This is a genomic window from Mycobacterium sp. G7A2 (genome assembly GCF_041902445.1).
Classification (GTDB): Bacteria; Actinomycetota; Actinomycetes; order Mycobacteriales; family Mycobacteriaceae; genus Mycobacterium.
Genome location: NZ_CP169251.1, coordinates 4,391,327 through 4,415,169 on the forward strand (window position 1 = coordinate 4,391,327; position 23,843 = coordinate 4,415,169).

Genomic DNA, 23,843 nt, shown 5'->3' on the forward strand with positions numbered 1-23,843 from the left:
TGTCATGATCCCTGCTGTACCCAATCTTGTTTGACCCGCACACCCCTGTGGCGGCACCGGGTGCGGCAGAATCGTTCGGTGTGGCACTCACCGAGCACCGGTTGATCCTGCTCCGTCACGGCGAGACGGAGTGGTCGAAGACCGGCAAGCACACCAGCCGGACCGAGCTCGACCTGACCCCTCACGGCCGCGGGCAGGCCCAGGCCGCGGCCGACACGCTTAGCCAGATGGCGCTGCGGGATCCCTATGTGGTGTGCAGCCCGCGGGTGCGCGCCCAGACCACCGCCGAGTTGGCCGGCCTGACCATCGACGAGGTCAATCCACTGATCAGCGAATGGGATTACGGCGACTACGAGGGCACCACGACCGTCGAGATCCGCAAGGCGGTACCGAACTGGCTGGTGTGGACGCACGGTTGCCCGGGCGGGGAGACCTCGGCGCAGGTGTGTGAGCGCGCCGACAAGGCGATCGCGCTGGCGCTTGCGCACATGGAGACCCGCGACGTGGTGTTCGTCGGCCACGGGCATTTCTCCCGCGCCGTCATCACCCGATGGATCGAGCAGCCCGTCTACGAGGGCATCCGCTTCGCCATGCCGGCGGTCTCGATCGCCGTGTGCGGCTTCGAACACGGGGTACGCCAGTTGACCGCACTGGGCTTGACGGGCCATCCCGACCCGGCCACGTCGGCGTGACGCGCGAACCCACGTTCGTCCTGGCCGGCCCGGACGGCGCGCTCGTCGCCGACGGTGTGCACACCGCCTTCAGCCAGATCGGCGACGCCCGGGCCGCACTGGCCTCGCACAGCGCGTCGATCGTGGTGGGCGCATTGCCATTCGATACGTCCAGACCGGCGGCGCTGATCCGGCCCCAATCGGTGCGCTTCAGCGACTCGATGCCGCAGTGGCCACACCGTGAACTGCCTGCCGTGACAATCACCGAGCTGGTGCCCGAGGCCGAGGCGCACCGCGCCCGAATCGCCACCGCCCTCGAGCAGTTGCGCGACAGCGGCAATCCGCTGCACAAGGTGGTGCTGGCGCGGGCCCTGCAGCTCAGCGCCGACGGGCCACTGGACGCCCGCAGCGTGCTCGACGCGCTGGCCACCGCCGACGCCCAGGCAACGAAGTATCTGGTCGACCTGTCCGCGGCCGGCGAGGGTTACTCGGGCACCGCGCTGGTGGGTGCCAGCCCCGAACTGCTGGTGGCCCGGCGTGGTGATCAGGTGCTGTGCCGGCCGTTCGCGGGTTCGGCCCCACGGCTGCCCGATCCGGGCGACGACGCGGCCAGCGGGGCCGCGCTGGCCGACTCGGCGAAGAACCGCCACGAACATCAACTGGTGGTCGACGCGCTGGCCGCCGCGCTGGATCCGCTGTGCACCGACCTGCAGATCGCGCCCGAGCCTCAGCTGTCCAAGACCGCCGCGGTCTGGCATCTGTACACGCCCATCTCGGGCCGTCTGCGGGAAAGATCCACCACAGCTTTGGATCTGGCGGTGGCGCTTCACCCGACGCCCGCGGTCGGCGGGTCTCCCACCGCGCCGGCCACCGCGCTGATCGAACAGCTCGAGGGCGACCGCGGTTTCTACGCCGGCGCCGTGGGCTGGTGTGACCGGCGCGGCGACGGCCGGTGGGTGGTCTCGATCCGGTGCGCGCAGCTGTCGGCCGACCGGCGTAGCGCCCTGGCACACTCCGGGGGCGGCATCGTCGCCGAATCGGACCCCGACGACGAACTCGCCGAGACCACAACGAAATTCCGAACCATTCTGAGCGCGCTGGGGGTGTCCGATGACTGAGACGATCCGCGCGGCACGGCCGGGTGACGAAGCCGAACTGACCGCGATGATCCATGAGCTGGCCGACTTCGAGCATGCCGCGGCCGAGTGCACGGTGACCAAAACGCAGCTGGGCTCGGCACTTTTCGGGCCGCAACCCACAGTGCACGCACACCTCGTCGAGGTCGACGGGCAGGCCGCGGCCGCGGCGTTGTGGTTCTTGAACTTCTCCACATGGGACGGGGTGCCCGGCATCTACCTCGAGGACCTGTTCGTGCGGCCACAGTTCCGCCGCCGCGGTCTGGCCCGCAAACTGTTGGCCACGTTGGCGCGGACCTGTGTCGACAACGGCTACACGCGGCTGAGCTGGGCGGTGCTGGACTGGAACGTCAACGCGATCGCGCTGTACGACGGTGTGGGCGGCGCCCCGCAGAGCGAATGGATCACCTACCGGGTGTCCGGACCCCGCTTGTCGGCGTTGGCCGCCGAGTCCGGCTGAGCGAGCCATCCCAGCACGGCCGGGCTGAACAGCAGCCCCAACACCGCGATCGCCACGACGCCGACCGCCACGGCGTAGCGCAGCTGACCCGAGGTGAAGACGTACCAGGCGACGCCGAGCAGCAGCAGGTTGGCGAACACGGCGATACCGCGGCCCCACCGGCGCCCGTTCCACAGCGCCCACCCGGCGGCCGCCACCGCGCCACCCATCACCGCGAACCAGGCGGCGGTGCCGTAGCCGCTGATCGCGGCCTCGTGATGCCCCCCGGCTTCGCGCACGACGAGCACGACGGCCATCACCAGCCCCAGCGTTCCCTCGAACGCCGCGATCACCCCGGCGACCCGCAGCGCGCGCGGCATCACCGAGCGAGCCGCTCGACCAGGTACTGCACCGCCATCTCGTAGCCGAGCGGACCGGCGCCGGCCACCACCATCTCCGCGACCGCCGAGACATAGGAGTGGTGGCGGAACTGCTCGCGGGCGTGGATGTTGCTCAGATGCACCTCGGCCACCGGCAGCCCGACCGATCGCAACGCATCGGCGATCGCCACCGAGGTGTGGCTGTAGGCGGCGGGATTGATGACAATGGCCGCACAATCGCCGGCCGCGGCGTGGATGGCGTCGACGAGCACACCTTCGTGGTTGCTCTGCACGGTGCGGACCTGCAGCCCCGCCTGCCCGGCCACCTCGGCGACGCGGGCTTCGATCTGAGCCAGGGTGGTGGTGCCGTACACCTCGGGCTGGCGGGTGCCCAGCAGGTTCAGGTTCGGCCCGTTGACGAGCAGCAGTCGACGTTCGGTCACCGTTGTACGGTACCGGCGCGGGCCGCGGTCAGGACCCGCGGCGGCCGAGCTCCTCGGCTACTCGCTGACCGGCACCATCTCCGTCCCGCAGGCGCACGTGTAGGACTGGTCGGAGCCCTCACAGTGGCATTCGGACTGGATCAGCACCCGGCACCCGCACCCGTCGTGCGCGCAGGTCAGTACGGTGCCCTCGGCAACCACGGCCATCTGTCACTCCGTTCACTCGGTCTCAGCGGACACATGCCATTGTGCTGATGTGTCGGCTGACCGGCCACCGAACGGCGGCATCGCCCGTTGGTCCCCCGGCCACCCGGCCCGGTTAGGCTGGCCCATCGTGCGTGCCGTGCTGATCGTGAACCCCAATGCGACCTCGACGACGGCGGCAGGCCGGGATCTTCTCGCCCATGCGCTGGAAAGCCGGGTCCAGCTCACCGTCGCCCACACCGATCACCGCGGCCACGCGATCGAGATCGCGCAGCAGGCCACCGCCGACGCGGTCGACGTGCTGATCGTGCACGGCGGCGACGGCACGGTGAACGAGGTGGTCAACGGCATCCGCGGCGCCCTCGCCCCCGGTGCGGGTGGCCCGGCGGTCGGGGTTGTGCCGGGCGGGTCGGCCAATGTGTTCGCCCGCGCCCTGGGCATCAGCCCCGACCCCATCGAGGCCACCAATCAGCTGGTCGACCTGCTCGGCGACTACCGGCGTGGACAGGCGTGGCGCCGGATCGGGCTGATGGACTGCGGCGAGCGCTGGGCGGTGTTCACCGCCGGGATGGGCGTGGACGGAGACGTGGTGGCCGCGGTGGAGGCCCAGCGGGCGAAGGGCCGCAAGGTCACCGCGTCGCGCTACATCCGCGTCGCGGTTCGCGAGATGCTGGCCAGCGCGCGGCGGGAGCCGCAGCTGACGGTCGAACGACCGGACGCCGAGCCGATCTCCGGCGTGCACTTCGCGTTCGTGTCCAACTCCAGCCCATGGACCTACGCCAACAGCCGTCCGGTGTGGACGAACCCGGATACGACGTTCGAGACGGGGCTCGGCGTGTTCGCCATCACCAGCATGAACGTGTGGTCCAACTTGAGGCTGGTGCGTCAGATGCTGGCCCGTAAGCCGCGGCTGGCGGCCAAGCATCTGATCCGCGACGACGACCTGCCCTGGTTGAAGGTGACCAGTGACACCCCGGTGGCCTGTCAGATCGATGGGGATTTCGTCGGCGCGCGGGATTCGATGCGGTTCACCGCCGTCCCGGATGCGCTGGCGGTGGTCGCCCCGCCGGCCGCGCCGCCGAAGTAACACACAAAAACACCGCCTGATCTGCACCGATGCCGATGTTGAGCTAGGTCACAGCGGGAATTCAGGGCACAGGTTGTTTAAGAGTAGTACTAACGTGTTAGCCATCCGGTAACGGGGCGGTGGCAGTAGCAGGCAGTGACATTGCCCACGTGTTAACGAACTGCTATTGACATCTGTTCAGCCTGTGAAAGCATCGGATGCAACAGCGCAGAAACATTTGGTGCGCTTGCGTTAACAGCCGAAGTAAAGCTCGTGCGTATTGCTGCGCACAGGACAAGGAGTATGACTCATGGATTGGCGCCACAAGGCGGTGTGTCGCGACGAGGATCCCGAACTGTTCTTCCCGGTCGGGAACAGCGGTCCGGCGCTCGCTCAGATCGCTGACGCGAAGCTCGTCTGCGCACGTTGCCCCGTCACCGCGGAGTGCCTGAGCTGGGCGTTGGAGTCCGGGCAGGACGCCGGCGTGTGGGGCGGCATGAGCGAGGACGAGCGTCGCGCGCTCAAGCGTCGCAATGCCCGGACGAAGGCTCGCACCGGGGTCTGATCGACTCCCCCGCACACACTCGAGCGACGGCCCCGACGAAAGTCGGGGCCGTAACTATGTGAAATGAATTACTGCGCGAATTGCACAGCAATTACGCAGAATTCCGTTGTTGCGCGCGTCACTATTGCGCGCTGCGCAACCGGCGGCCCAACGGCACCCGCAGCACGACATCGGTGCCGCCGCCGGAAGCCGCATGCATACCCAGCGAGCCGTCGAGTTCGGCCGCCACCAGGGTGCGTACGATCTGCAGACCGAGCCGGTCGGACTTCTCCAGGCTGAACCCCTCGGGCAGGCCCCGCCCGTCGTCGTTGACGACGACGTCGAGCCAGCGTGCGGAGCGTTCGGCGCGGATCGTCACGCATCCCTGCGGGGCGGCACTGTCGAAGGCGTGCTCGATGGCGTTCTGCACCAGCTCGGTGATGACCATGACCAGCGCGGTGGCGCGGTCGGCGTCCAGCACACCCAGCTCCCCCACCCGGTTGATCCGCACCGGGGCGTTGGAGATGTCAGGGGTCGCGACATCGTTCATGATCGGCAGGATCCGGTCGATGACCTCGTCGAGGTTGACCTCTTCGTCGACCGACATGGACAACGCGTCGTGCACGAGCGCAATCGACGACACCCGCCGAACCGACTCGATGAGCGCCTCTCGACCCTCCGGGTTGCTGGTGCGGCGGGCCTGCAGGCGCAGCAGCGCGGCCACGGTCTGCAGGTTGTTCTTGACCCGGTGATGGATCTCGCGGATCGTCGCGTCCTTGGACAGCAGCGCGCGGTCGCGGCGTTTGACCTCGGTGACGTCGCGGATCAGCACCGCCGCGCCCACCCCGGCGCCGTGCACCACCAGCGGCAGCGTGCGCAGCAGCACCGCCGCCCCACCCGCGTCGACCTCCATGCGCATGCTCGAACCGCCGGTCAGCGAATCACGGACGTGGTTGGCCAACTCCTGGGCCTCGAACGGGTCGGAGATCAACGGTCTGGTGACGCTGACGAGGTTGTGGCCTTCCAGCTCGGCGGTCAACCCCATGCGGTGATACGCAGAGATCGCGTTCGGGCTGGCGAACGTGACCACGCCGGTCTCGTCGAGTCGGATGAAGCCGTCCCCGGCGCGCGGGCTGGACCGCGACATCGCCAGGTCACCCACGTTGGGGAAGGTGCCTTCCGACAGCATGTGCAGCAGATCGACCGCACAGGCCCCGTACGCCGTCTCCAGCGGGCTGGCCTGACGCGGCGCCAGCGAGGTCTGGTGGGTCAGCGCCGCCACCACGTCGCTCTGGTAGCGCACCGGCACCGCCTCGACCCGAATGCCCGGGGTGCCGTCACCGCCCTGCACGGCGGAGGCGCCGATGGTGCCCGAGTCGAACGCCGCGGCCACGATCGGGAGGTCCTCAGGCTCGGCCAGCGTGCCCACCGAGTCGGCCAGCAGCACCGTCGGCGCGGTGTTCGGCCGCACCTGCGCCACGCAGACCAGCAGGCCGTCGTCGCGGCGAACCCACATCAGGTAGTCGGCGAACGACAGGTCGGCCAGCAGCTGCCACTCGCCGACGACGGCGTGCAGGTGATCGACCGCGTTTCCGGGCAGCACGGTGTGCTCGGCGAGCAGGTCACCGAGGGTCGACATGCAGCGCTAGCTGATGACCGCGATCAGGTCGCCGGCCTGGATCACGTCACCGACCGCGACGCTGACCTTGCTGATGGTGCCGGCGACCTCGGCGAGCACCGGGATCTCCATCTTCATCGACTCCAGCAGCACCAAGGTGTCGCCTTCACCGATCTGATCGCCCTCGCTGACCACGACCTCGAGCACACTGGCCACGATCTCGGCGCGAACATCCTCGGCCATCTTCACCCCACTCACTCACCGCTGTGCCTGAACGCGTCTATCGAACCACACGACAGGGTGGACAGAGCATCAACCGGCACGTGAGACAATCGCAGACAACGCCCGATCGACGGGCACCCACGACAGAGCCATTCGGAGGTACATCATGGCCAAGCGAGGCCGGAAGAAGCGCGACCGCAAGCACAGCAAGGCCAACCACGGCAAGCGCCCCAACGCCGGTTCGAAGTCAGTGCGCTGACTCCACCAGCAACAACACCGCCCGGTCCTCGTGAGAGGCCGGGCGGTTGTCGTTGGGGCGACGTGCTTGTCGTTGCGGGGGCGGCTGCTGCGGCGCTCAGCCCCGGCGGATGATCGTGGTGCGGCTGATTTCGAGCCGCAACCGCTCGCGCAGGCTGTCGGGGGCGCGCTCCCCGCTGCACTTGATGGCGATCAGCTTCTTCACCCGCTCCTCGATGCCGTAGTAGCGCAGACAGGTGGGGCATTCCTCGAGGTGCTGGCGCAGCCGGTCGCGGGTCTCGACGGTGCACTCGCCGTCGAGCAGCGTCCACACCTCGGCGATCACGGCGGCGCACTCGGGATGCTCGGGATCCACGGGCCCCACCGGCGGGGTCCAGCGGTCCTGCGGTTCAGGCTGGTCGGCGCCGCCAGACGGGTTCTCGGTGCCGCTCATGACGAAACCTCCTCCGGAGCGTCCTGGCCGCGGAGGAAGCCCCTGTCGCGGGCCACACCGCCCAACAACTCGCGAAGTTGACGCCTGCCGCGGTGCAACCGCGACATCACCGTTCCGATCGGCGTGTCCATGATCTCGGCGATCTCCTTGTAGGGGAAGCCCTCGACGTCGGCGTAGTAGACCGCCATCCGGAAGTCTTCCGGAAGTGCCTGCAGGGCTTCTTTGATCTCGTTGTCGGGCAGCAGCTCCAGCGCCTCGACCTCGGCCGAGCGCAACCCGGTCGAGGAGTGCTCGGCGTTGGCCGCCAGTTGCCAGTCGGTGATCTCCTCGGTCGGATACTCCGACGGCTGGCGCTGCTTCTTGCGGTAACTGTTGATGTAGGTGTTGGTCAGGATCCGGTACAACCACGCCTTGAGGTTGGTTCCTTCCCGGAACGACCGGAACCCCGAGTACGCCTTGACCATCGTTTCCTGCAGCAGGTCCTCGGCGTCGGCGGGGTTGCGGGTCATCCGCAGCGCGCCGCCGTAGAGCTGGTCGAGCATCGGGATCGCGTCACGTTCGAAGCGCGCGGTCAACTCGGCGTCGGTCTCTTCGTGCCCGATCTGGCCGTCCGACTGTGCATCGGTGTCGGTCATCGTGGGGAACACCGTCCCTTCTGTAGCGGCGCCACCAGACAGCTCCGGCGTGTCCACCGGACGCTCCAGGGCCTTCATGGGCAATGCAGTCAACACTGGCACCGGAAAATCCCCTTCCGCCGATCCTAGAGGTTGACACCGACTACAGGCCGTGGCCGGCTCAGCGACCAGCCACTGCTGTGGTCAACAACAGCGCTGCCGCGCGCGGTGTTCCCCACCGTCTGGCCGTACTGCCGCCGGTGACCCCGCCGGTCGGGAATACTCACTGTCTCGATGGACGTGTCAACCACCCTCGTCGTCGGCGCGCTGACGCTGCTGGTGCTCGCCACGGCTCTGGCGTGGTGGCTGCGCCGCCGCGCGTCCTTCCACTCCGCGCTGCAGCAGCGCGGGTGGCGGGTCGAGACGCATGGTGAGGACACCGTCGTCCTCCCCGTCGCCGGGGACTGGACGCTGACCATGACCCGGTCGTTCGCCAGCCAGATGTCGCCGCCGAGCACCCACATCGTCACCAGCACCTGGGCGTGCCCCACCCCGGCCACGCTCGGTCCGGTGCTGGTCGCCGGCCCCTCCCCACCCGGGGAGCTGCGCGAGCTGGCCACCGGTCTGATCAGCACGCTGCCCGCGCCGCTGACCGAATGGCTGGGCCTGGACCGGTTCAGCGGCGGACGCCCGCTGCGGGCGCTGCCGGCGATGGACCAGCGGCTGTTGGTGTTCGCCACCGACGGCATCGGCCCCACCGGGACCATGCGCAACGTGGCCGACGCGATCGGCGACTGGTGCGGCCGGTTCGACGCCGAGCGGGAGCAGCCTGTGCTGACCGTCGACCGGACCGGGATCTCGGTGCGCGTGCGCACCGATGTGTTGCGCTCGGTCGAGATGGCCGACGCGTTCGTCAACCTGGGCCTGCGCTGCCGGGGCTCCCTCGGCCGGGCGTGAGCCTGGTCCTGGCCACCTCGGTGGTCGGCGCCGCCGCGGTGCTGGCGTGGCGCTGGCGCCGCCGAACCATCCCGTTGTGCGTGCTGACAGTGGCCACGGTTCCGGCGCTGTTCCTGGTCGTCGTCATCACCGGGGAGGTGGCGGCCGACCTGGCGCTACGAGCCGCGACGATCACGGCGGCCACCGTGGTGTTGTCGGTGCTGACCGCGCTGCTGTGGACCAAGGGTCTCCCGCAGCTGGTCAGCAGGAGCGACCGCAGCGGCGTCGCCGTGGTGTGCGCGGCGCTGTCGGCCATGTATGTCGCGGTCGCGGTGTTCCTCCTGGTGGCTGCTGACGACACCGCCAGCGTCGCCGACGCCGAGGTCCTGGTGGATCGCGACCAGTTCGTCGCCTCGCGCGACGCACCGGCGCGTCAGGCCGGGGTGTTGTTGCAGGGGACCCTGCGAGGGCCGACGGGATCGCCGGTGGTGGCAACGCACGGGTGCGTCACGGTCGGGACGCATCGCCTTCTGCTGCCGGGTGGCCGGTTTCCCGACCGCTATCTGGTCGACTTCCCCGGCGGACCGCCCGTCGTGGTGGCGGGCATCTCGTCGGGCAGCCAGGCCTGGGGGTGGCCGGCGGGCGGCACCGGCAACTGTGTCCTGCGAACCGGCGATCGGGTGGTGGTGTGGGGACACCTGCGCGGCGGGATGGGCGGCGGCGCGACGTCCTACACCGGGCTGGCCGACGTGCGGATCGTCGCCGCCGGGGATGCGGACACGTTTCTGGACCGCTTCCGGCCCGCCGCCGAGCGCACCGGGCGCATGGTGGTCGTGCTGGCCGGGGTCAACGGTGCGCTGGCCGTGGCGGTCGCTGTGGCCGGTGTGCACACCTGCCGCCGGCTCACCCGCACCGGCAACGACGACCCTCCCCGAATCACCTGGCGCAGCGGACCGCGCTGACCGGATTACGCTGGGCCGGTGGCGCGCGCAGCGACCCCCGCCATTGCCGCTCTGGTGGCGGCCGGGGCACCTCATGCGGTGGTGCAGTACCCGCACGACCCCCGCGCAGAGTCGTTCGGTGACGAGGCGGTCGCCGCCCTCGCCGAGCGGGAAGGCGTCCAGCCCGGGCAGATCCTCAAGACCCTGGTCGTCGCGATGCCCAGCGGCCTTGGCGTCGCGGTGGTGCCGGTCCCGTCGAAGCTGTCGCTCAAGGCGGCGGCCGCCGCGCTCGGCGCACCGAAGGCGACCATGGCCGACCCGGCCGCAGCGCAGCGCTCCTCCGGTTACGTCGTCGGAGGGATCTCGCCGCTGGGCCAGCGCAAGCCGTTACCCACGGTCGTCGACTCCTCGGCGCTGCAGTGGGACCGGGTGTTGTGCAGTGCCGGCAAGCGTGGGTGGGACGTGAGCCTGTCCCCGCAGGACCTGGTGCGGCTGACGAACGCGGTGACAGCCGACATCTGCGCCTGACCGACGCGCCGAGCGGACGCACGGCAGTTCGGACGCGCCGAGCGCACGGGAAGGACGGACGCGCCGAGCGCACGGGCAGGACGGACGCGCCGGACGGACGCGCCGGACGGACGCGCCGGACGGACGCGCCGGACGGACGCACGGCAGTTCGGACGCGCCGAGCGCACGCGCCGGACGGACGCGCGACAGTTCGGACGCGCGACAGTTCGGACTCGCGACAGTCACCCGCGCCGGGCGAACGCGTGACAGTTCGGACCCGCGACAGTACGGAATATGACGAGAAACGGGCGAAATCCGTCAGAAACCGTACGTTCGGCGCGGAGGCGGTGGCATTAGGGTGGGCCCATGTCGCTTGCCGGAAAAACGATGTTCATCTCTGGTGCCAGCCGCGGAATCGGGCTGGCGATCGCCAAGCGGGTCGCCGCCGACGGCGCCAACATCGCACTGGTCGCCAAGACCGCCGAACCGCACCCCAAGCTTCCCGGCACCATCTACACCGCGGCCAAGGAGATCGAGGAGGCCGGCGGTCAGGCGTTGCCGATCGTCGGCGACGTCCGCGATGGGGACTCGGTGGCCGCCGCGGTCGCCAAGACCGTCGAGCAGTTCGGCGGCATCGACATGTGTGTCAACAACGCCTCGGCGATCAACCTGGGTTCCATCGAGGACGTGCCGCTCAAACGGTTCGACCTGATGAACGGCATCCAGGTGCGCGGCACCTACGCGGTGTCGCAGGCTTGCCTGCCTCACATGAAGGGCCGCGACAACCCGCACGTCCTGACGTTGTCGCCGCCGGTGCTGCTGGAGTCCAAATGGCTGCGGCCGACGCCCTACATGATGGCAAAGTTCGGAATGACGTTGTGCGCGTTGGGGATCGCCGAAGAGATGCGGGATGCGGGCATCGCGTCCAACACGCTGTGGCCGCGCACCATGGTGGCGACCGCGGCGGTGCAGAACCTGCTCGGCGGCGACGAGTCGATGGCCCGCTCGCGCAAACCGGAGGTGTACTCCGACGCCGCCTACGTCGTGCTCAACAAGCCGGCCAGCTACACCGGCCACACGCTGCTGTGCGAGGACGTGCTGCTCGAATCCGGTGTCACCGACCTGTCGGCCTACGACTGCGTGCCGGGTTCCGATCTCGGCGTCGACTTCTGGGTCGACGCCGCCAACCCGCCGGGTTACACCGCCCCGTAACGCTGTCGCGAATTGGGGCACCCCTGCTCGCGAACGTGCATTCTCGGCAGTGCCGGGCGCCGGTCGCCACCGGCCACCCTCGGCGACTGGCCGCCACCGGCAGCGCCGGGCGCCTGGTCGGCCCGAAGCGCTGACCCCGTCCGGCCGCTGACGGAGCGCACTTTTGCGACCGCCGCCGTGGCAGGGTGGTGGCTGTGACATCGCCGAGCCTCTGGTCCGCCGGCCGCTACGACGCGGTCGGGGAGCGCATCGCGCACATCGCCGGGCAGCTCTGTGACGCCGTTGAGCGCAGACGTCCGTTGCGCGGTTCCGACGTGGTCGACCTCGGGTGCGGCACCGGCAGCGCAGCGCTGCTCGCCTCGGCACGCGGGGCTCGCGTCACCGGCGTGGACCTCACGCCGGAGCTGCTCACGATCGCCCGGGGCCGCGAAGGCGCGGACGCGGTCACGTGGCGATGCGCCGACGCGTCGGCCACCGGCCTGCCCGACCGCGGCTTCGACGCGGCCATGTCGAACATGGGCATCATCTTCGTCGAGCCGGGCAGCCAGGTTCCTGAACTCGCACGGATCGTGAAACCCGAAGGTGTGCTGGCTTTTTCGGCGTGGGTCCGCGACGGTGACAACCCGCTGTTCGACCCGGTGGTGGCGGTGCTCGGTCCGCCGGCGGCCGCGTCGTTCTCCCCGGAGCAGTGGGGAGACGCCGACACGGTCACCGACCGGTTGGCGCCGCATTTCGACGACATCGAGCTGCACCGGGGGCTGCACCGCTGGCAGTTCGATTCGATGGCGGCGGCGCTGCGGTTCCTGCAGGAGGAATCACCGGTGCACGTGGCGACGTTCCGGCGGGCCGCCGACCAGCGCGACCGGCTGGCGGCGGCTTTCGAGGCGGCGTTGCAGCCGCATGTCGACAACGGCGGCGCGGTGACTTTCGGCGCGCCGTACGTCGTCGTCAGCGCGACTCGGTGCAGCTGAACTCAGTTCGCCTGGTACAGGATTCCGCGGCCGATCGCCTCGCGCACCACCGGCAGCGCGGCGTCGGCCAGGGCGGCGTCGTCGACGCCGTGGGTGGCGGCCAGCAGCTCGATCAGCATGCCCAGCGGTACCTCCCCGCGACAGCCCGCCAGCAGCGCCCGCGACACCTCGTCCACGCCCAGCACCGCTCCCGGTCCGCCGGGGCGACGCACCGCGGCCCCGACGACCTGCCAGCCGTCGGGACCGAGCAGGGACTGTTCTTCCAGGAACACCGGTGCGGTCGACAACCGGGCCGCCAGCAGCTGCTCGTCGGTGGTGTCGTGCAGGTACTCGCGGCGGGCGAAGAACGCCGCCACCTCCGGACCGGTCAGCGCCTCCCCTGCCCCGGTGATCTCTTCGAGCACCTGGTCGGGCGCCCGACGTTCGCCGCGGCGGGGCGCGCGGACGGTGATCATGCCCATGCCGACCCCGGCGATGCGGTGTTCGTCGAACCAGTCCAGCCACTGTCCGCCGCGGCGGGCGGCATCCTCGGGCAGCTCGCCGGCGTCGGAGGTCCACAGCGACACATAGCTGACGGGGTCGGCGAACTCGCGTTGCACCACCCAGGCGTGCAGCCCGGTCCCGGCCAGCCACCCGGCGACTCGGTCGCGCCAGTCCTGGCCGTCGACCACCATCCAGTTCGCCATGATCTGCGCGGTGCCGCCCGGTTCCAGATAATCACCGACCTGTTCGATCATCGTGCGACACAACATGTCTCCGGCCATACCGGAGTCGCGGTACTGGTAGTCCAGCGACCCGGTACCCACCACGAACGGCGGATTCGACACGATCAGGTCGAACCGTTCGCCGGCCACCGCGTCGAAGAGGCTGCCGCGGCGCAGATCCCAGGACATCGCGTTCAGCCGTGCGGTCGCCGCGGCCAGCGCGAGGGCACGGGCGTTGGTGTCGGTCGCGACGATTGCGTCGCAGTGGCTGTCGAGGTGTAGCGCCTGGATGCCGCAGCCGGTGCCCAGATCCAGTGCCCGCCCGACCGGCTCCCGGATGACCGCGTGGGCCAGCGACACCGACGCTCCCCCGATCCCGAGGACATGGTCGGCGTGCACGGGGCCGGGGCGTTGGCCGGCGTCGAGGTCTGACACCACGAGGAAGTCGGTGGCACCGTCGCTGTGCGGGCGGATGTCCAGCGCGGCACGCACGCCGCCGCGCGCGGTGATTTCCAGCGCCCCGTCGGCGACCAGCGCGTCGAGCCCTGCGGTGGGCAGCGCGCCCGCCACCCGGTCGCGGTTCTCCTCGGTGCCCAGCAGCAGCAACCGCACGAGGACGGCGAGCGAACGCTGGTTTTCGGGTGCCCGTTCGGTGGCGCGCAGCGCCGACCAGGACAACCCGCGGCTGAAGGCGCCGGCGTCGGCGCCGAGCAGTTCGGCGACCCCGTCGGTGGTGTAGGCGGCTGCGCGCAGGTCGGTGGCCAGCGCGTCGACGACGGCCGGGGTGTGCAGCGGGGTCAAAACAGTTCGGCCTGTTCGGCGTCGCGGCCCGGGCGGGCTTCGGCCGGTTCGATGAGTTCGGGCCCGTTGTTGCGGACGCTGTTGACCAGCGTGGACACCTCGCGGATCTGCACCCGGTCGAGGTCGCCGTGCCCGCGAAGCAGCCCCTCGTCGATCGGCGCGTCGGGATCCAGCCAGCGGTCCCAGTCGGCCGCGCTGATGCTCAACGGCATCCGGTCGTGGATGTCGGCCAGCGGCCCCGCCGCGTCAGTGGTGATGATCGTGCAGCTCAACAGCGGTTTGCTGTCCTTGGGGGCACCCTTGGGCCGCCACGTGGTCCACAGTCCGGCCATGAACAGCGGCTCACCGTCACCGGCGTACATGAAGTACGGCGTCTTGCTGCCCTTGGCGCCTTTCCACTCGTACCAGCCGTCCATCGGCACCAGGCACCGCTTGGCCTTGGCCGAGCTGCGGAACGCCGGCGAGGTGGTGACCTTGTCCGAGCGGGCGTTGATGAGCAGCGGACCGGAGGTGTCCGGCGCGCCGTCGTCGGCGGTCTTGGCCCACGGCGGCACCAGGCCCCAACGCATCAGCCGCACCCGCCGCGTGGCGTCGTCGTCGGGCTCGCTGTGCCGCTTGACCACGGTGGCCACGGTCGTCGTCGGGGCCACGTTGTAGTTGGGCCCCGAGTTGGTGGGGCTGGGCGCGTCGGCCGCAGTGCTCTCGTCGATCGCCTTGATCTTCTCGGCCAGCAGCGCCGGATCGGTCGTCACCGCGAATCGCCCGCACATGGCTTCCATGGTTCCAGACATCGCGATTTCGGCGCGAACATCGTCGCTGAGGGTGCCTACGCACGCCGAAATCACCGACAGGCAAGAATGGACCATCGTGAGCACCTGGCCGGCCCCGTCGATCGCCACACCCGTGCACGCCACCGTGACCGTGCCCGGCTCGAAGTCGCAGACCAACCGGGCGTTGATCCTGGCCGCGCTGGCCGCCGACCACGGCCCGTCCACGCTGCGCGGCGCGTTGCGCAGCCGCGACACCGACCTGATGATCGGCGCCCTGCAGGCTCTGGGCTTCACCGTCGAACCGTCGGACACCGACGGCACCGAGTTGACGGTCAGCGGCACCCTGGCGCCGCCGGGGAACCGGATCGACTGCGGGCTCGCCGGCACGGTGCTGAGGTTCGTGCCTCCGGTGGCCGCGCTGAGCACCGAGAGCGTGGTGTTCGACGGCGACGAGCAGGCTCGGTCCCGACCGATCGCGCCGCTGCTGGACGGGCTGCGCGCGCTGGGGGTGCAGATCGACGGCGACGGCCTGCCGTTCACCGTGCAGGGCAGCGGTGCGGTGCCCGGCGGCACCGTGGAGATCGACGCCTCGGGTTCGTCGCAGTTCGTGTCGGGGTTGCTGCTGTCGGGCGCGGCGTTCACCGACGGGTTGACGATCGTGCACACCGGGAAGGCGGTTCCGTCGGCACCGCATGTCGCGATGACGGTGTCGATGCTGCGCGACGCCGGCGTGGACGTCGACGATTCGCGTCCCAACCGCTGGCGGGTCGCGCCGGGACGGATCACCGCCCGGGAGTGGGTCATCGAGCCCGACCTGTCGAACTCGGTGCCGTTCCTGGCCGCGGCCGTGGTCAGCGGCGGCAGCGTGCGCATCACCGGCTGGCCGCCGCACAGCACCCAGCCGGCCGGCACCATCCTGTCCATCCTGGAGAGCCTGGGCGCGGTGGTGCGGCGCGGCGACACCTTCCTGGAGGTGCAGGGCTCGGCCAGCTACACCGGCATCGACGTCGACCTGCACGACGTCGGCGAGCTGGCCCCGTCGGTGGCGGCGCTGGCTGCGCTGGCCACCCCGGGGTCGGTGTCGCGGCTGCGCGGGATCGCCCACCTGCGAGGGCACGAGACCGACCGGCTCAGCGCGCTGTGCGCCGAGATCACCGGGCTGGGCGGAGACTGCGAGGAGACCCCGGACGGGTTGACCATCACCGCGGCGCAGCTGCACGGCGGGGTGTGGCGGTCCTACGCCGATCACCGGATGGCCACGGCCGGCGCGATCATCGGGCTGCGGGTGCCGGGGGTCGAGGTGGAGGACATCGCCACCACGGCCAAGACGCTGCCCGACTTCCCCGCGCTGTGGGCCGGCATGCTCGCCGGGCAGGCCAGTGATGCGGTGGTCCATCCGTCTTGAGCCGCCGCGAGTACGACGAGTCCGATGTGCGGGTGCGCCCCGGCCGGGGCTCGCGGCCGCGGACCAAGACCCGCCCCGAGCACGCCGACGCCGAGGAGGCGATGGTGGTGACGGTGGACCGGGGCCGCTGGGGCTGTGTGCTGGGTGGCGACCCGGCCCGGCGGGTGACGGCGATGCGGGCCCGCGAGCTCGGCCGCACCCCGATCGTCGTCGGTGACGAGGTCGACGTCGTCGGTGACCTGTCCGGCCGCCCCGACACGCTGGCGCGGATCGTGCGGCGCGGGGATCGGCGCACGCTGCTGCGCCGTACCGCCGACGACAACGACCCCACCGAGCGGGTCGTCGTCGCCAACGCCGACCAGCTGCTGATCGTCACCGCGCTGGCCGACCCGCCGCCGCGCACCGGTTTGGTCGAGCGCACGCTGATCGCCGCCTACGCCGGCGGCCTGGTGCCGATCCTGTGTCTGACCAAGACGGATCTGGCTCCTCCGGAGCCGTTCGCCGAGTTGTTCGCCGAGCTGGACCTGACCATCGTCACCGCCGGGCGCGACGACGAGCTGGCGGAGGTCGAGTCCCTGTTGACCGGCAAGGTGACCGTGTTGCTGGGTCATTCCGGGGTGGGTAAATCCACCTTGGTCAACCGGCTCGTGCCCGAGGCGGAGCGCGCCACCGGCGCGGTCACCGAGATCGGGCGTGGACGGCACACCTCCACTCAGTCGGTGGCGCTGCCGCTGGCGTCCGGCGGCTGGGTGATCGACACCCCGGGGATCCGGTCGTTCGGGTTGGCCCACATCGAGCCCGACGATGTGGTGTTGGCGTTCTCCGATCTGGCCGAGGCGATCGACGACTGCCCACGCGGCTGCGGTCACATGGGCCCGCCGGCCGATCCGGAGTGCGCTCTCGACGAGCTGACCGGGCCGGCGGCGGACCGGGTGGGGGCGGCACGCCGGTTGCTGGCCGCGATGCGGGAAGGGTGAGCCCTGACGTCGTCGTTACGGGTGCTGGGGGCGAGGTTTCCGCACGGTGTGCACGGGGCACGCTGTCGGCGAAAGGAGCACACGTGAGCACAGTTCCCACCATTGACCTCAACGACGGCAACAGGATCCCGCAGTTGGGATTCGGCGTCTTCCAGATTCCGCCCGACGACACGGCCGATGCGGTCAAGACCGCGTTGGACGTCGGCTACCGTCACATCGACACCGCCGAGATGTATCAGAACGAGAAGGGCGTCGGTGACGGCATCCGCAATGCCGGCATCGACCGTTCCGAGGTGTTCATCACCTCCAAGCTCAACAACGGCTTCCACAAGCCCGACGACGCACGCCGCGCGTTCGACGAGACGTTGTCCGCGCTCGGCTTCGACTATGTGGATCTGTTCCTGATCCACTGGCCGCTGCCGACTCTCTACGGCGGCGACTACGTATCGACGTGGAAGACGTTGGAGGAGTTCAAGAAAGACGGCCGGGCCCGCAGCATCGGGGTGTCGAATTTCCAGGTCGAGCACCTCAAGCGGCTGGCGCAGGAGACCGAGACGGTGCCGGCGGTCAACCAGGTCGAGGTTCACCCGTACTTCGCCAACAACGAGGTCCGCGTGTACGGCCAGCAGCATGGCATCGAAACCGAGGCGTGGTCGCCGATCGCGCAGGGCAAGGTGCTCGACGATCCGGTGATCACCCGCATCGCCGAGGCGGCCGGCAAGTCACCGGCGCAGGTGGTGTTGCGCTGGCACATCCAGCGCGGCGACATCGTGTTCCCGAAATCGGTGACGCCGCAGCGCATCAAGGACAACTTCGCGCTGTTCGACTTCGAGCTCGGCCAAGACGACGTCGACGCGATCACCACGCTGGATCAGGGTGAGTCGGGCCGCACCGGACCGAACCCCGACACATTCGACTACGTGCCCAGCTGACAGACACCCAGCCGAGAGACACGTTGAAACTGCGGTGAGGGCGGGGATCTTCGAGAAGACCCCGCCCTCATCGCAGTCTGAACGATCAGGCCGCTGCTGGATGGACGATCAGGCGGCCAGTTCCGGTCGCTGCTCGGCAGCTTTCTCGGCGCGCTTGGCGCGCCGGCGGGCCCGCACCGCGGCGATCGCCGACTTCAGCCCCGTGCGCTGAGCGGGCTCCAGCTCGGCGAACATCCGCTCGCTGCGCGTCTCGGGCGCATCGTCGGCGGTGTCACGCAGGAACCGGTCCGGCAGCGAGAGCTTGGCGATGGTGCGCCACGACTTGCCGTACTGCACAGCGAAGTTGCCGGTCGTGTAGGGCAGGTCGTACTTGTCGCAGAGTTCGCGCACTCGCAGGGAGATCTCGTAGTACCGGTTGCTCGGCAGATCCGGGAACAGGTGATGCTCGATCTGGTGGCACAGGTTGCCGCTCATGAAGCGCAGCACCGGGCCGTTCTCGAAGTTGGCGCTGCCCAGCATCTGTCGCAGGTACCACTCGCCGCGGGTCTCACCGACCATGTCGGTCTTGGTGAACTTCTCCGCGCCGTCGGGAAAGTGCCCGCAGAAGATCACCGCGTTGGCCCACACGTTGCGGATGACGTTGGCCACCGCGTTGGCCTTGAGCGTGGACTTGTACGTGGCCCCCGGTGACATCGACGTGATGGCCGGATAGGCGACGTAATCCTTGAGCAGCTGGTTGCCGGCCTTCACGCTGAACTCGCGGACCCGCACCATCGTGGCCTTGCGGTCGTCGCGGCCCTTGAAGATCTTGCCGAGCTCCAGGTGCTGCAACCCCACGCCCCATTCGAAGGCCACCGCCAGCAGCGTGTTGAAGAACAAGTTGCTGAGGTTGAACGGCCTCCACTTCTGGTCGCGGGTGACCCGGATGACGCCGTAGCCCACGTCGTCGTCCATGCCGAGGATGTTGGTGTACTTGTGGTGCATGAAGTTGTGGGTGAAGCGCCAGTGCTTGGACGCGCCACTCATGTCCCATTCCCAGGTGGAGGAATGAACTTCGGGATCGTTCATCCAGTCCCACTGGCCGTGCATGACGTTGTGGCCGATCTCCATGTTCTCGATGATCTTGGCCACGCCCAGCGTCGTCGCGCCGGCCCACCAGAACGACCGTTTGGAGCTGCCCGCCAGCAGGAGCCGGCCGGTGACCTCCAACGCGCGTTGGGCCGCGATGGTGCGGCGGATGTAGCGCGCGTCCCGCGCGCCGCGGGACTCTTCGACGTCCTGTCGGATCGCATCCAGTTCGCGCGCGAGGTTCTCGACGTCTGCATCGGTCAGATGCGCGAACTCGGGTACATCGGTGATCGCCATCTTCAGCCCTCCTTTCGCGTACCTACGCTATCGTAACCTACGACTCCGTAGGTTACTCGCTAGTAAAGCTTACACATCCAGTGTGCAGTCCCCCGACGCCGCAGACACGCAGGTCTGCACGCGGCTACCGGGTTCGTGCTCCACACCCGTCCGAAGGTCCCGGACGTGCCCGTCCAGCAGCCCGACGACACAGGACTGGCAGATGCCCATCCGGCAGCCGAACGGCATCTGGATGCCGGCCGCCTCGCCGGCGTCCATCAGTGACGTCGCACCGTCGACGGTGGCCGTCTTGCCCGCCCGGGCGAACTCGACGGTGCCGCCACTGCCGTGCGCGGACGTACGCACCGCGGCGAACCGCTCCAGGTGCAGGCGTTCGGGGATGCCCGCCGCCTTCCATGTCCGATCAGCGCCTTCCAGCATCGCCTCGGGTCCACACGCCCAGGTTTGGCGCTCCCGCCAGTCGGGGACGATCTCGTCGAGCCGGGCCAGATCCACCCGGCCCTCAGTCCGGGTAGCCCGCACCGTCAGTCGGTAATCCTCGTGGGCGTCGGCGAGTTCGGCCAGTTCCCCGGCGAACAGGACATCGGCCGCGGTCGGCGCGGAATGCACGTGGGCCACATCGCCGAGCTGGTCGCGGCGGACCAGAGTGCGCAGCATCGACATCACCGGCGTGATCCCCGAGCCGGCGGTCAGGAACAGAATCTTCGCCGGCGCCGGATCCGGCAGCACGAAATTGCCTTGCGGCGCCGCCAGTCTCACGATGGTGCCGGGTTCGACGCCGCCGACCAGGTGCGTGGACAGGAAGCCCTCGGGCATGGCCTTGACGGTGATGGTGATGGTGCGCGCACCCCTGCTCCCCGACTGCCGGTCGACCGGCACGCTGGTCAGCGAGTAGGACCGCCAGCGCCACCGGCCGTCGACCAGCAGACCGATACCGATGTACTGGCCTGCCTGGTAGTCGAACGAAAAGCCCCAGCCCGGCTTGATCACCAACGTGGCCGAGTCGACGGTCTCCCGGCGCACCTCGAGCACCCTGCCGCGCAGCTCACGCGCCGACCACAGCGGGTTGGCCAGCTTCAGGTAGTCGTCGGGCAGCAGCGGGGTGGTGATGCGGCCGGCGACGGTGCGCAGCAGATGCCACCCGGGGCGTTCCTTCGCGCCGGCGACGGTGGGTCGCACCGTGTCGGCAACCCGGGCCGCGGTCTTGATCGTGCTCTTGGCCATGGGGGCTCCTGCAGGGTCGCTGTTGCTCAACCTACGGTACCGTAACTTACGGCTCCGTAGCCAGCCCGTCACAGCAGCTCGAGCAGGAACGGCAGTTCCTGGGGCGCGTACCACGCCAGATCGTGGTCCTGGGCGTCACCGACGGTCAACTCGGCGTCCTCGTTGCCCAGATCCGCCGCGTCGATCACCTCGACGGCGGCCTTGACGGCCGGCTCGGCGCCGGCGTTGTCGACGTAGGCCGCGATCACATTCGTCAGTGGAATCGGCCCCCGCACGCGCACCACCGCGTCGTCGAGGTCGGGGCGCAGCGTGACGTCGTCGGCATCAGCTTCCACCACCGCGCGCCGGGTGGGCATGGTGCCGGCGGGGCCGGCCGCATCAGCGGTCCCGGCCGAGTCCGCGGTGTCGTGCGAGTCGTCGGCCAACAGCCGCAGGGACGCCAGCGCTGCGTCACGCAGCGCCACGTCGGCCAGTTCGTCCTCGTCACCGTGCGCGTACGCCTCCCGCAGCGTCGGGGTCACCGCGAACGCCGTCCCGCTCACGGGCTGCACCGACTCGTCGGCGACCAGTCGCTGCAACATGGCCAGGGTCACCGGGACATAGACACGCACGACGCCGAGGGTAGCCGCTATTCGGGATCGCCGATCAACGCTGCAGCGTGGTCGGGAACATAGGTCGACAGTTCCCGGGCGGGCCTGCGGTAGTTCCCGACGATCGGCCGGTCGGGCAGGTCCACCGTGGGCAGGTCGACCTCGTGGTAGTCGATCGTGGACAGCAGATGGGCGATCATGTTCAGCCGCGCATTGCGCTTGATGTCGGACTCGACGATGAACCAGGGGCTCATCGGGGTGTCGGTGTGCACCATCATCTCGTCCTTGGCCCGGGAGTACTCCTCCCAGCGGTAGATGGACTCCAGGTCCATCGGCGACAACTTCCACTGCCGCACCGGATCATTGAGCCGGGACCGGAACCGCCGCAGCTGTTCGTCGTCGGAGACCGAGAACCAGTACTTGCGCAGCAGCACCCCGTCGTCGATGAGCATCTGCTCGAAAATCGGTGTCTGGCGCAGGAAGAGCATGTGCTCGGCCGGGGTGCAGAACTCCATCACCTTCTCGACACCGGCCCGGTTGTACCAGGACCGGTCGAACAGCACGATCTCCCCGCGCGCGGGCAGATGCTCGATGTAGCGCTGGTAATACCATTGCCCCCGTTCACGATCCGACGGTGCGGGCAGCGCCGCGATGCGGGCGACCCGGGGGCTGAGGTACTCGGTGATCCGTTTGATGGTTCCGCCTTTGCCGGCGGCGTCGCGGCCCTCGAACACGACGACGACGCGGGCACCGGTGGCGCGCACCCATTCCTGCAACTTCACCAGCTCGGTCTGCAGCCGGAACAACTCGGCGGCGTAGACCTTCTTGGGAATCTTGGCCTTCTTGTGCTTGCCGCTCTCGGCCGTGGTTTTGGTGGTGCCCACCGCCGAATTCTAGGCGCGGTTACTTCGCGGCCTCGACCAATTCGTCGAGCGATTCGCGCAGCAGGCTGGGCAGCATGTCGACATCGGCCATCGCGTCGCGGTCGGCGTTGATCCCGAAGTAGAGCGTGCCGTTGTACGACGTCACGCCGATCGCGAGCGCCTGGTTGTGCAGCAGCGGCGGCACCGCGTAGGTCTCCAACAGTTTGGTGCCCGCGACGTACATCTGCTTCTGCGCGCCGGGCACGTTGGTGATCAGCAGGTTGAACAGCCGCGCCGAGAAGCTGGTCGCGACGCGGATGCCCATCGCGTGCAGCGTGGGCGGCGCGAAGCCCGACAGCGTGACGATGGTGCGGGCGTCGACCAGGCTGGTGGCCGTCGGATGCGATTCGGTGGCGTGGGCGATCTGGGACAGCCGCACCACCGGGTTGGCCTCGCCGACGGGCAGGTCCACCAGGAACGGCGCCACCTCGCTGATCGCCTGCCCCGGACCGGTCGACTCGATCTCGGCGTCGGGATACACCGACATCGGCGCCATGGCGCGCACGGTGGTCGACGTCGTCACGGGCTCGCCGCGCGACAGCAACCAGTTGCGCAGCGCTCCGGCCACCATGGCCAGGACCACGTCGTTGATGTCGCAGTCGTAGCGGGCGCGGATGGCGCGGAACTCCTCGAGGCTGCCCGACGCCACCGAGAACCGCCGGTTGCGCGACACCCGGGTGTTCAGCGGGCTGTTGGGCGCGTTGCCGCGCGCCACGATGCGTGCCACCTCGGCCATCCGCCGGCCGAGGTCGAGCATCTGCGTGCTGCTGGTGACGGTCTCGGTCACCGCGGTGCGCACCGCCGCAGCCTGGGCGGTGGGCCGGGTGATCCACTCACCCAGCGCCCCGAACAGCAACTGCCGGTCACTGGGCTCGCGGCCGGGGATCCAGATGTCCTCCCCGAACTCGGGCGGCTTCTGGGTGCGGTCGGCGATGACGTGGTCGATCTCCAACGCCGTCATCCCGTTGACCAGCGCCTGATGCGACTTGGTGTAGATCGCGACCCGGTTCTTGGCCAGGCCCTCGACCAGGTACATCTCCCACAGCGGGCGCGACCTGTCCAGCGGTCGCGACCCCAACCGCGCCACCAGGTCGTGCAGCTGGGCGTCGCTGCCCGGCGACGGCAGGGCAGAGCGGCGGATGTGGTAGGTGATGTCGAAGTCGCGGTCGTCGACCCAGACCGGGCGGGCCAGGCCCAGCGTCACCTCGCGTACCTTCTGCCGGTACCGCGGGACCTGCGGAAGCCGCTGCTCGACGGTGGCCAGCAGCGTCTCGTAGCTCAACCCGTTGCGGGGCTTGCGCAGGATCTGCAGCGACCCGACGTACATCGGGGTCGACGAGTTCTCCAGCCGGTAGAAGGATGCGTCCGACGCCGACAGCCTGGTCACCATTGCGGCGGCCGCCTCCCCTCGATCACCCCTCGGTCAAGACCCTGCCACGGTAACGGCAGTTCCTGCGTGCGCGCACAATCGGGTGCTCAATAGGTGCGCAGGGGTGTCCGTGGACCGTGCGAACATGATGTGGTCTGCCACTCTCCAGCAGGCGTTCACCGCGGGAC

28 protein-coding genes are annotated in these 23,843 nt (G+C 69.4%); 14 read left to right on the forward strand and 14 right to left on the reverse strand.

Annotation, left to right across the window (positions count from 1 at the left end):
• Nucleotides 1-80 precede the first annotated feature (80 nt).
• Genes ACEWX3_RS20785 through ACEWX3_RS20795 form a run of 3 tightly spaced genes read left to right on the forward strand, consistent with a single transcriptional unit; the run spans nt 81 to nt 2,267 of the window.
• The gene (locus tag ACEWX3_RS20785) at nt 81-692 is read left to right on the forward strand and encodes an acid phosphatase (protein ID WP_207067753.1); all 612 of its coding nucleotides are present in this window, start codon (nt 81-83) and stop codon (nt 690-692) included.
• Nucleotides 689-1,789, forward strand: coding sequence for an isochorismate synthase MenF (locus ACEWX3_RS20790; protein ID WP_207067752.1), 1,101 nt, complete (start codon nt 689-691; stop codon nt 1,787-1,789). The genes ACEWX3_RS20785 and ACEWX3_RS20790 overlap by 4 nt, the downstream gene beginning before the upstream one ends.
• Nucleotides 1,782-2,267 carry an N-acetyltransferase family protein gene (locus ACEWX3_RS20795; RefSeq protein ID WP_374157549.1) on the forward strand — a complete coding sequence of 162 codons (486 nt, stop codon included), beginning with the start codon at nt 1,782-1,784 and terminating at the stop codon, nt 2,265-2,267. Before ACEWX3_RS20790 ends, ACEWX3_RS20795 begins: the two co-directional genes overlap by 8 nt.
• Here ACEWX3_RS20795 and ACEWX3_RS20800 read toward each other — a convergent pair.
• Genes ACEWX3_RS20800 through ACEWX3_RS20810 form a run of 3 tightly spaced genes read right to left on the reverse strand, consistent with a single transcriptional unit; the run spans nt 2,216 to nt 3,276 of the window.
• Nucleotides 2,216-2,626 carry a hypothetical protein gene (locus ACEWX3_RS20800; protein WP_207067750.1) on the reverse strand — a complete coding sequence of 137 codons (411 nt, stop codon included), beginning with the start codon at nt 2,624-2,626 and terminating at the stop codon, nt 2,216-2,218. The two genes, ACEWX3_RS20795 and ACEWX3_RS20800, sit on opposite strands and share 52 nt — an antisense overlap.
• A complete protein-coding gene (aroQ, locus tag ACEWX3_RS20805; protein WP_221348823.1) occupies nt 2,626-3,069 on the reverse strand; it encodes a type II 3-dehydroquinate dehydratase in 444 nt (147 codons plus the stop codon). Before aroQ ends, ACEWX3_RS20800 begins: the two co-directional genes overlap by 1 nt.
• A gap of 57 nt (nt 3,070-3,126) precedes the next feature.
• Entirely contained in the window at nt 3,127-3,276 is a 150-nt protein-coding gene (locus tag ACEWX3_RS20810; RefSeq protein WP_207067748.1) for a metallothionein, read from the reverse strand.
• A 127-nt stretch (nt 3,277-3,403) separates the two neighbouring features.
• Here ACEWX3_RS20810 and ACEWX3_RS20815 point away from each other — a divergent pair, with 127 nt between their 5' ends.
• Nucleotides 3,404-4,360: a diacylglycerol kinase family protein gene (locus tag ACEWX3_RS20815; RefSeq protein WP_221348825.1), complete on the forward strand. Its 957-nt coding sequence runs from the start codon at nt 3,404-3,406 to the stop codon at nt 4,358-4,360.
• Between the two features lie 289 nt (nt 4,361-4,649).
• The gene (gene whiB1, locus ACEWX3_RS20820; protein WP_152516228.1) at nt 4,650-4,904 is read left to right on the forward strand and encodes a transcriptional regulator WhiB1; all 255 of its coding nucleotides are present in this window, start codon (nt 4,650-4,652) and stop codon (nt 4,902-4,904) included.
• 121 nt (nt 4,905-5,025) lie between these two features.
• Here the strand turns inward: whiB1 and ACEWX3_RS20825 are convergent, their stop codons facing one another.
• A complete protein-coding gene (locus ACEWX3_RS20825) occupies nt 5,026-6,522 on the reverse strand; it encodes a sensor histidine kinase (RefSeq protein WP_207067746.1) in 1,497 nt (498 codons plus the stop codon).
• Between the two features lie 6 nt (nt 6,523-6,528).
• The gene (locus ACEWX3_RS20830) at nt 6,529-6,744 is read right to left on the reverse strand and encodes a biotin/lipoyl-binding carrier protein (RefSeq protein WP_152516226.1); all 216 of its coding nucleotides are present in this window, start codon (nt 6,742-6,744) and stop codon (nt 6,529-6,531) included.
• 145 nt (nt 6,745-6,889) lie between these two features.
• On the opposite strand from ACEWX3_RS20830, the gene ACEWX3_RS20835 reads away from it, so the two are divergent.
• Nucleotides 6,890-6,982, forward strand: coding sequence for a 50S ribosomal protein bL37 (locus ACEWX3_RS20835; protein WP_003882799.1), 93 nt, complete (start codon nt 6,890-6,892; stop codon nt 6,980-6,982).
• Between the two features lie 96 nt (nt 6,983-7,078).
• On the opposite strand, the gene rsrA is transcribed toward ACEWX3_RS20835, so the two are convergent.
• A complete protein-coding gene (rsrA, locus tag ACEWX3_RS20840) occupies nt 7,079-7,414 on the reverse strand; it encodes a mycothiol system anti-sigma-R factor (RefSeq protein WP_374157550.1) in 336 nt (111 codons plus the stop codon).
• A complete protein-coding gene (locus ACEWX3_RS20845; protein WP_207067744.1) occupies nt 7,411-8,049 on the reverse strand; it encodes a sigma-70 family RNA polymerase sigma factor in 639 nt (212 codons plus the stop codon). The genes rsrA and ACEWX3_RS20845 overlap by 4 nt, the downstream gene beginning before the upstream one ends.
• 273 nt (nt 8,050-8,322) lie before the next feature.
• On the opposite strand from ACEWX3_RS20845, the gene ACEWX3_RS20850 reads away from it, so the two are divergent.
• From ACEWX3_RS20850 to ACEWX3_RS20870, 5 genes are all read left to right on the forward strand, one after another.
• A complete protein-coding gene (locus ACEWX3_RS20850; protein ID WP_374157551.1) occupies nt 8,323-8,985 on the forward strand; it encodes a hypothetical protein in 663 nt (220 codons plus the stop codon).
• Nucleotides 8,982-9,926 (forward strand): hypothetical protein, encoded by a 945-nt coding sequence (locus ACEWX3_RS20855; protein ID WP_374157552.1) that lies wholly within the window; start codon nt 8,982-8,984, stop codon nt 9,924-9,926. Before ACEWX3_RS20850 ends, ACEWX3_RS20855 begins: the two co-directional genes overlap by 4 nt.
• An 18-nt stretch (nt 9,927-9,944) precedes the next feature.
• Nucleotides 9,945-10,433, forward strand: a complete 489-nt coding sequence (locus ACEWX3_RS20860) for a YbaK/EbsC family protein (protein WP_374157553.1) — start codon at nt 9,945-9,947, stop codon at nt 10,431-10,433.
• 345 nt (nt 10,434-10,778) lie between these two features.
• Nucleotides 10,779-11,624 (forward strand): SDR family oxidoreductase, encoded by an 846-nt coding sequence (locus ACEWX3_RS20865; RefSeq protein ID WP_374157554.1) that lies wholly within the window; start codon nt 10,779-10,781, stop codon nt 11,622-11,624.
• A 194-nt stretch (nt 11,625-11,818) separates the two neighbouring features.
• Nucleotides 11,819-12,595, forward strand: coding sequence for a class I SAM-dependent methyltransferase (locus tag ACEWX3_RS20870; protein ID WP_374157555.1), 777 nt, complete (start codon nt 11,819-11,821; stop codon nt 12,593-12,595).
• 2 nt (nt 12,596-12,597) lie between these two features.
• Here the strand turns inward: ACEWX3_RS20870 and ACEWX3_RS20875 are convergent, their stop codons facing one another.
• Together ACEWX3_RS20875 and ACEWX3_RS20880 are read right to left on the reverse strand one after the other, a co-directional pair.
• Nucleotides 12,598-14,100 carry a methyltransferase gene (locus ACEWX3_RS20875; RefSeq protein WP_374157556.1) on the reverse strand — a complete coding sequence of 501 codons (1,503 nt, stop codon included), beginning with the start codon at nt 14,098-14,100 and terminating at the stop codon, nt 12,598-12,600.
• A complete protein-coding gene (locus tag ACEWX3_RS20880; protein ID WP_221348839.1) occupies nt 14,097-14,870 on the reverse strand; it encodes an SOS response-associated peptidase in 774 nt (257 codons plus the stop codon). Before ACEWX3_RS20880 ends, ACEWX3_RS20875 begins: the two co-directional genes overlap by 4 nt.
• 97 nt (nt 14,871-14,967) lie before the next feature.
• On the opposite strand from ACEWX3_RS20880, the gene aroA reads away from it, so the two are divergent.
• From aroA to ACEWX3_RS20895, 3 genes are all read left to right on the forward strand, one after another.
• On the forward strand, nt 14,968-16,275 hold the full coding sequence (gene aroA, locus ACEWX3_RS20885) for a 3-phosphoshikimate 1-carboxyvinyltransferase (protein ID WP_374157557.1): 1,308 nt from the start codon (nt 14,968-14,970) through the stop codon (nt 16,273-16,275).
• Nucleotides 16,272-17,252 (forward strand): ribosome small subunit-dependent GTPase A, encoded by a 981-nt coding sequence (rsgA, locus tag ACEWX3_RS20890; RefSeq protein WP_374157558.1) that lies wholly within the window; start codon nt 16,272-16,274, stop codon nt 17,250-17,252. The genes aroA and rsgA overlap by 4 nt, the downstream gene beginning before the upstream one ends.
• Nucleotides 17,253-17,335: 83 nt before the next feature.
• Complete coding sequence (locus ACEWX3_RS20895) at nt 17,336-18,184, forward strand: aldo/keto reductase (RefSeq protein WP_374157559.1); 849 nt, start codon at nt 17,336-17,338, stop codon at nt 18,182-18,184.
• 108 nt (nt 18,185-18,292) lie between these two features.
• On the opposite strand, the gene ACEWX3_RS20900 is transcribed toward ACEWX3_RS20895, so the two are convergent.
• From ACEWX3_RS20900 to ACEWX3_RS20920, 5 genes are all read right to left on the reverse strand, one after another.
• Nucleotides 18,293-19,549 carry a fatty acid desaturase gene (locus tag ACEWX3_RS20900; RefSeq protein ID WP_374157560.1) on the reverse strand — a complete coding sequence of 419 codons (1,257 nt, stop codon included), beginning with the start codon at nt 19,547-19,549 and terminating at the stop codon, nt 18,293-18,295.
• 69 nt (nt 19,550-19,618) lie between these two features.
• On the reverse strand, nt 19,619-20,773 hold the full coding sequence (locus tag ACEWX3_RS20905; protein ID WP_374157561.1) for a ferredoxin reductase: 1,155 nt from the start codon (nt 20,771-20,773) through the stop codon (nt 19,619-19,621).
• Nucleotides 20,774-20,841: 68 nt separating this feature from the next.
• Nucleotides 20,842-21,354 (reverse strand): hypothetical protein, encoded by a 513-nt coding sequence (locus tag ACEWX3_RS20910; protein ID WP_207067777.1) that lies wholly within the window; start codon nt 21,352-21,354, stop codon nt 20,842-20,844.
• Nucleotides 21,355-21,401: 47 nt separating this feature from the next.
• Nucleotides 21,402-22,247, reverse strand: a complete 846-nt coding sequence (gene ppk2 / locus ACEWX3_RS20915; RefSeq protein WP_207067732.1) for a polyphosphate kinase 2 — start codon at nt 22,245-22,247, stop codon at nt 21,402-21,404.
• Between the two features lie 19 nt (nt 22,248-22,266).
• Complete coding sequence (locus tag ACEWX3_RS20920) at nt 22,267-23,676, reverse strand: wax ester/triacylglycerol synthase family O-acyltransferase (protein ID WP_207067731.1); 1,410 nt, start codon at nt 23,674-23,676, stop codon at nt 22,267-22,269.
• Nucleotides 23,677-23,843 lie beyond the last annotated feature (167 nt).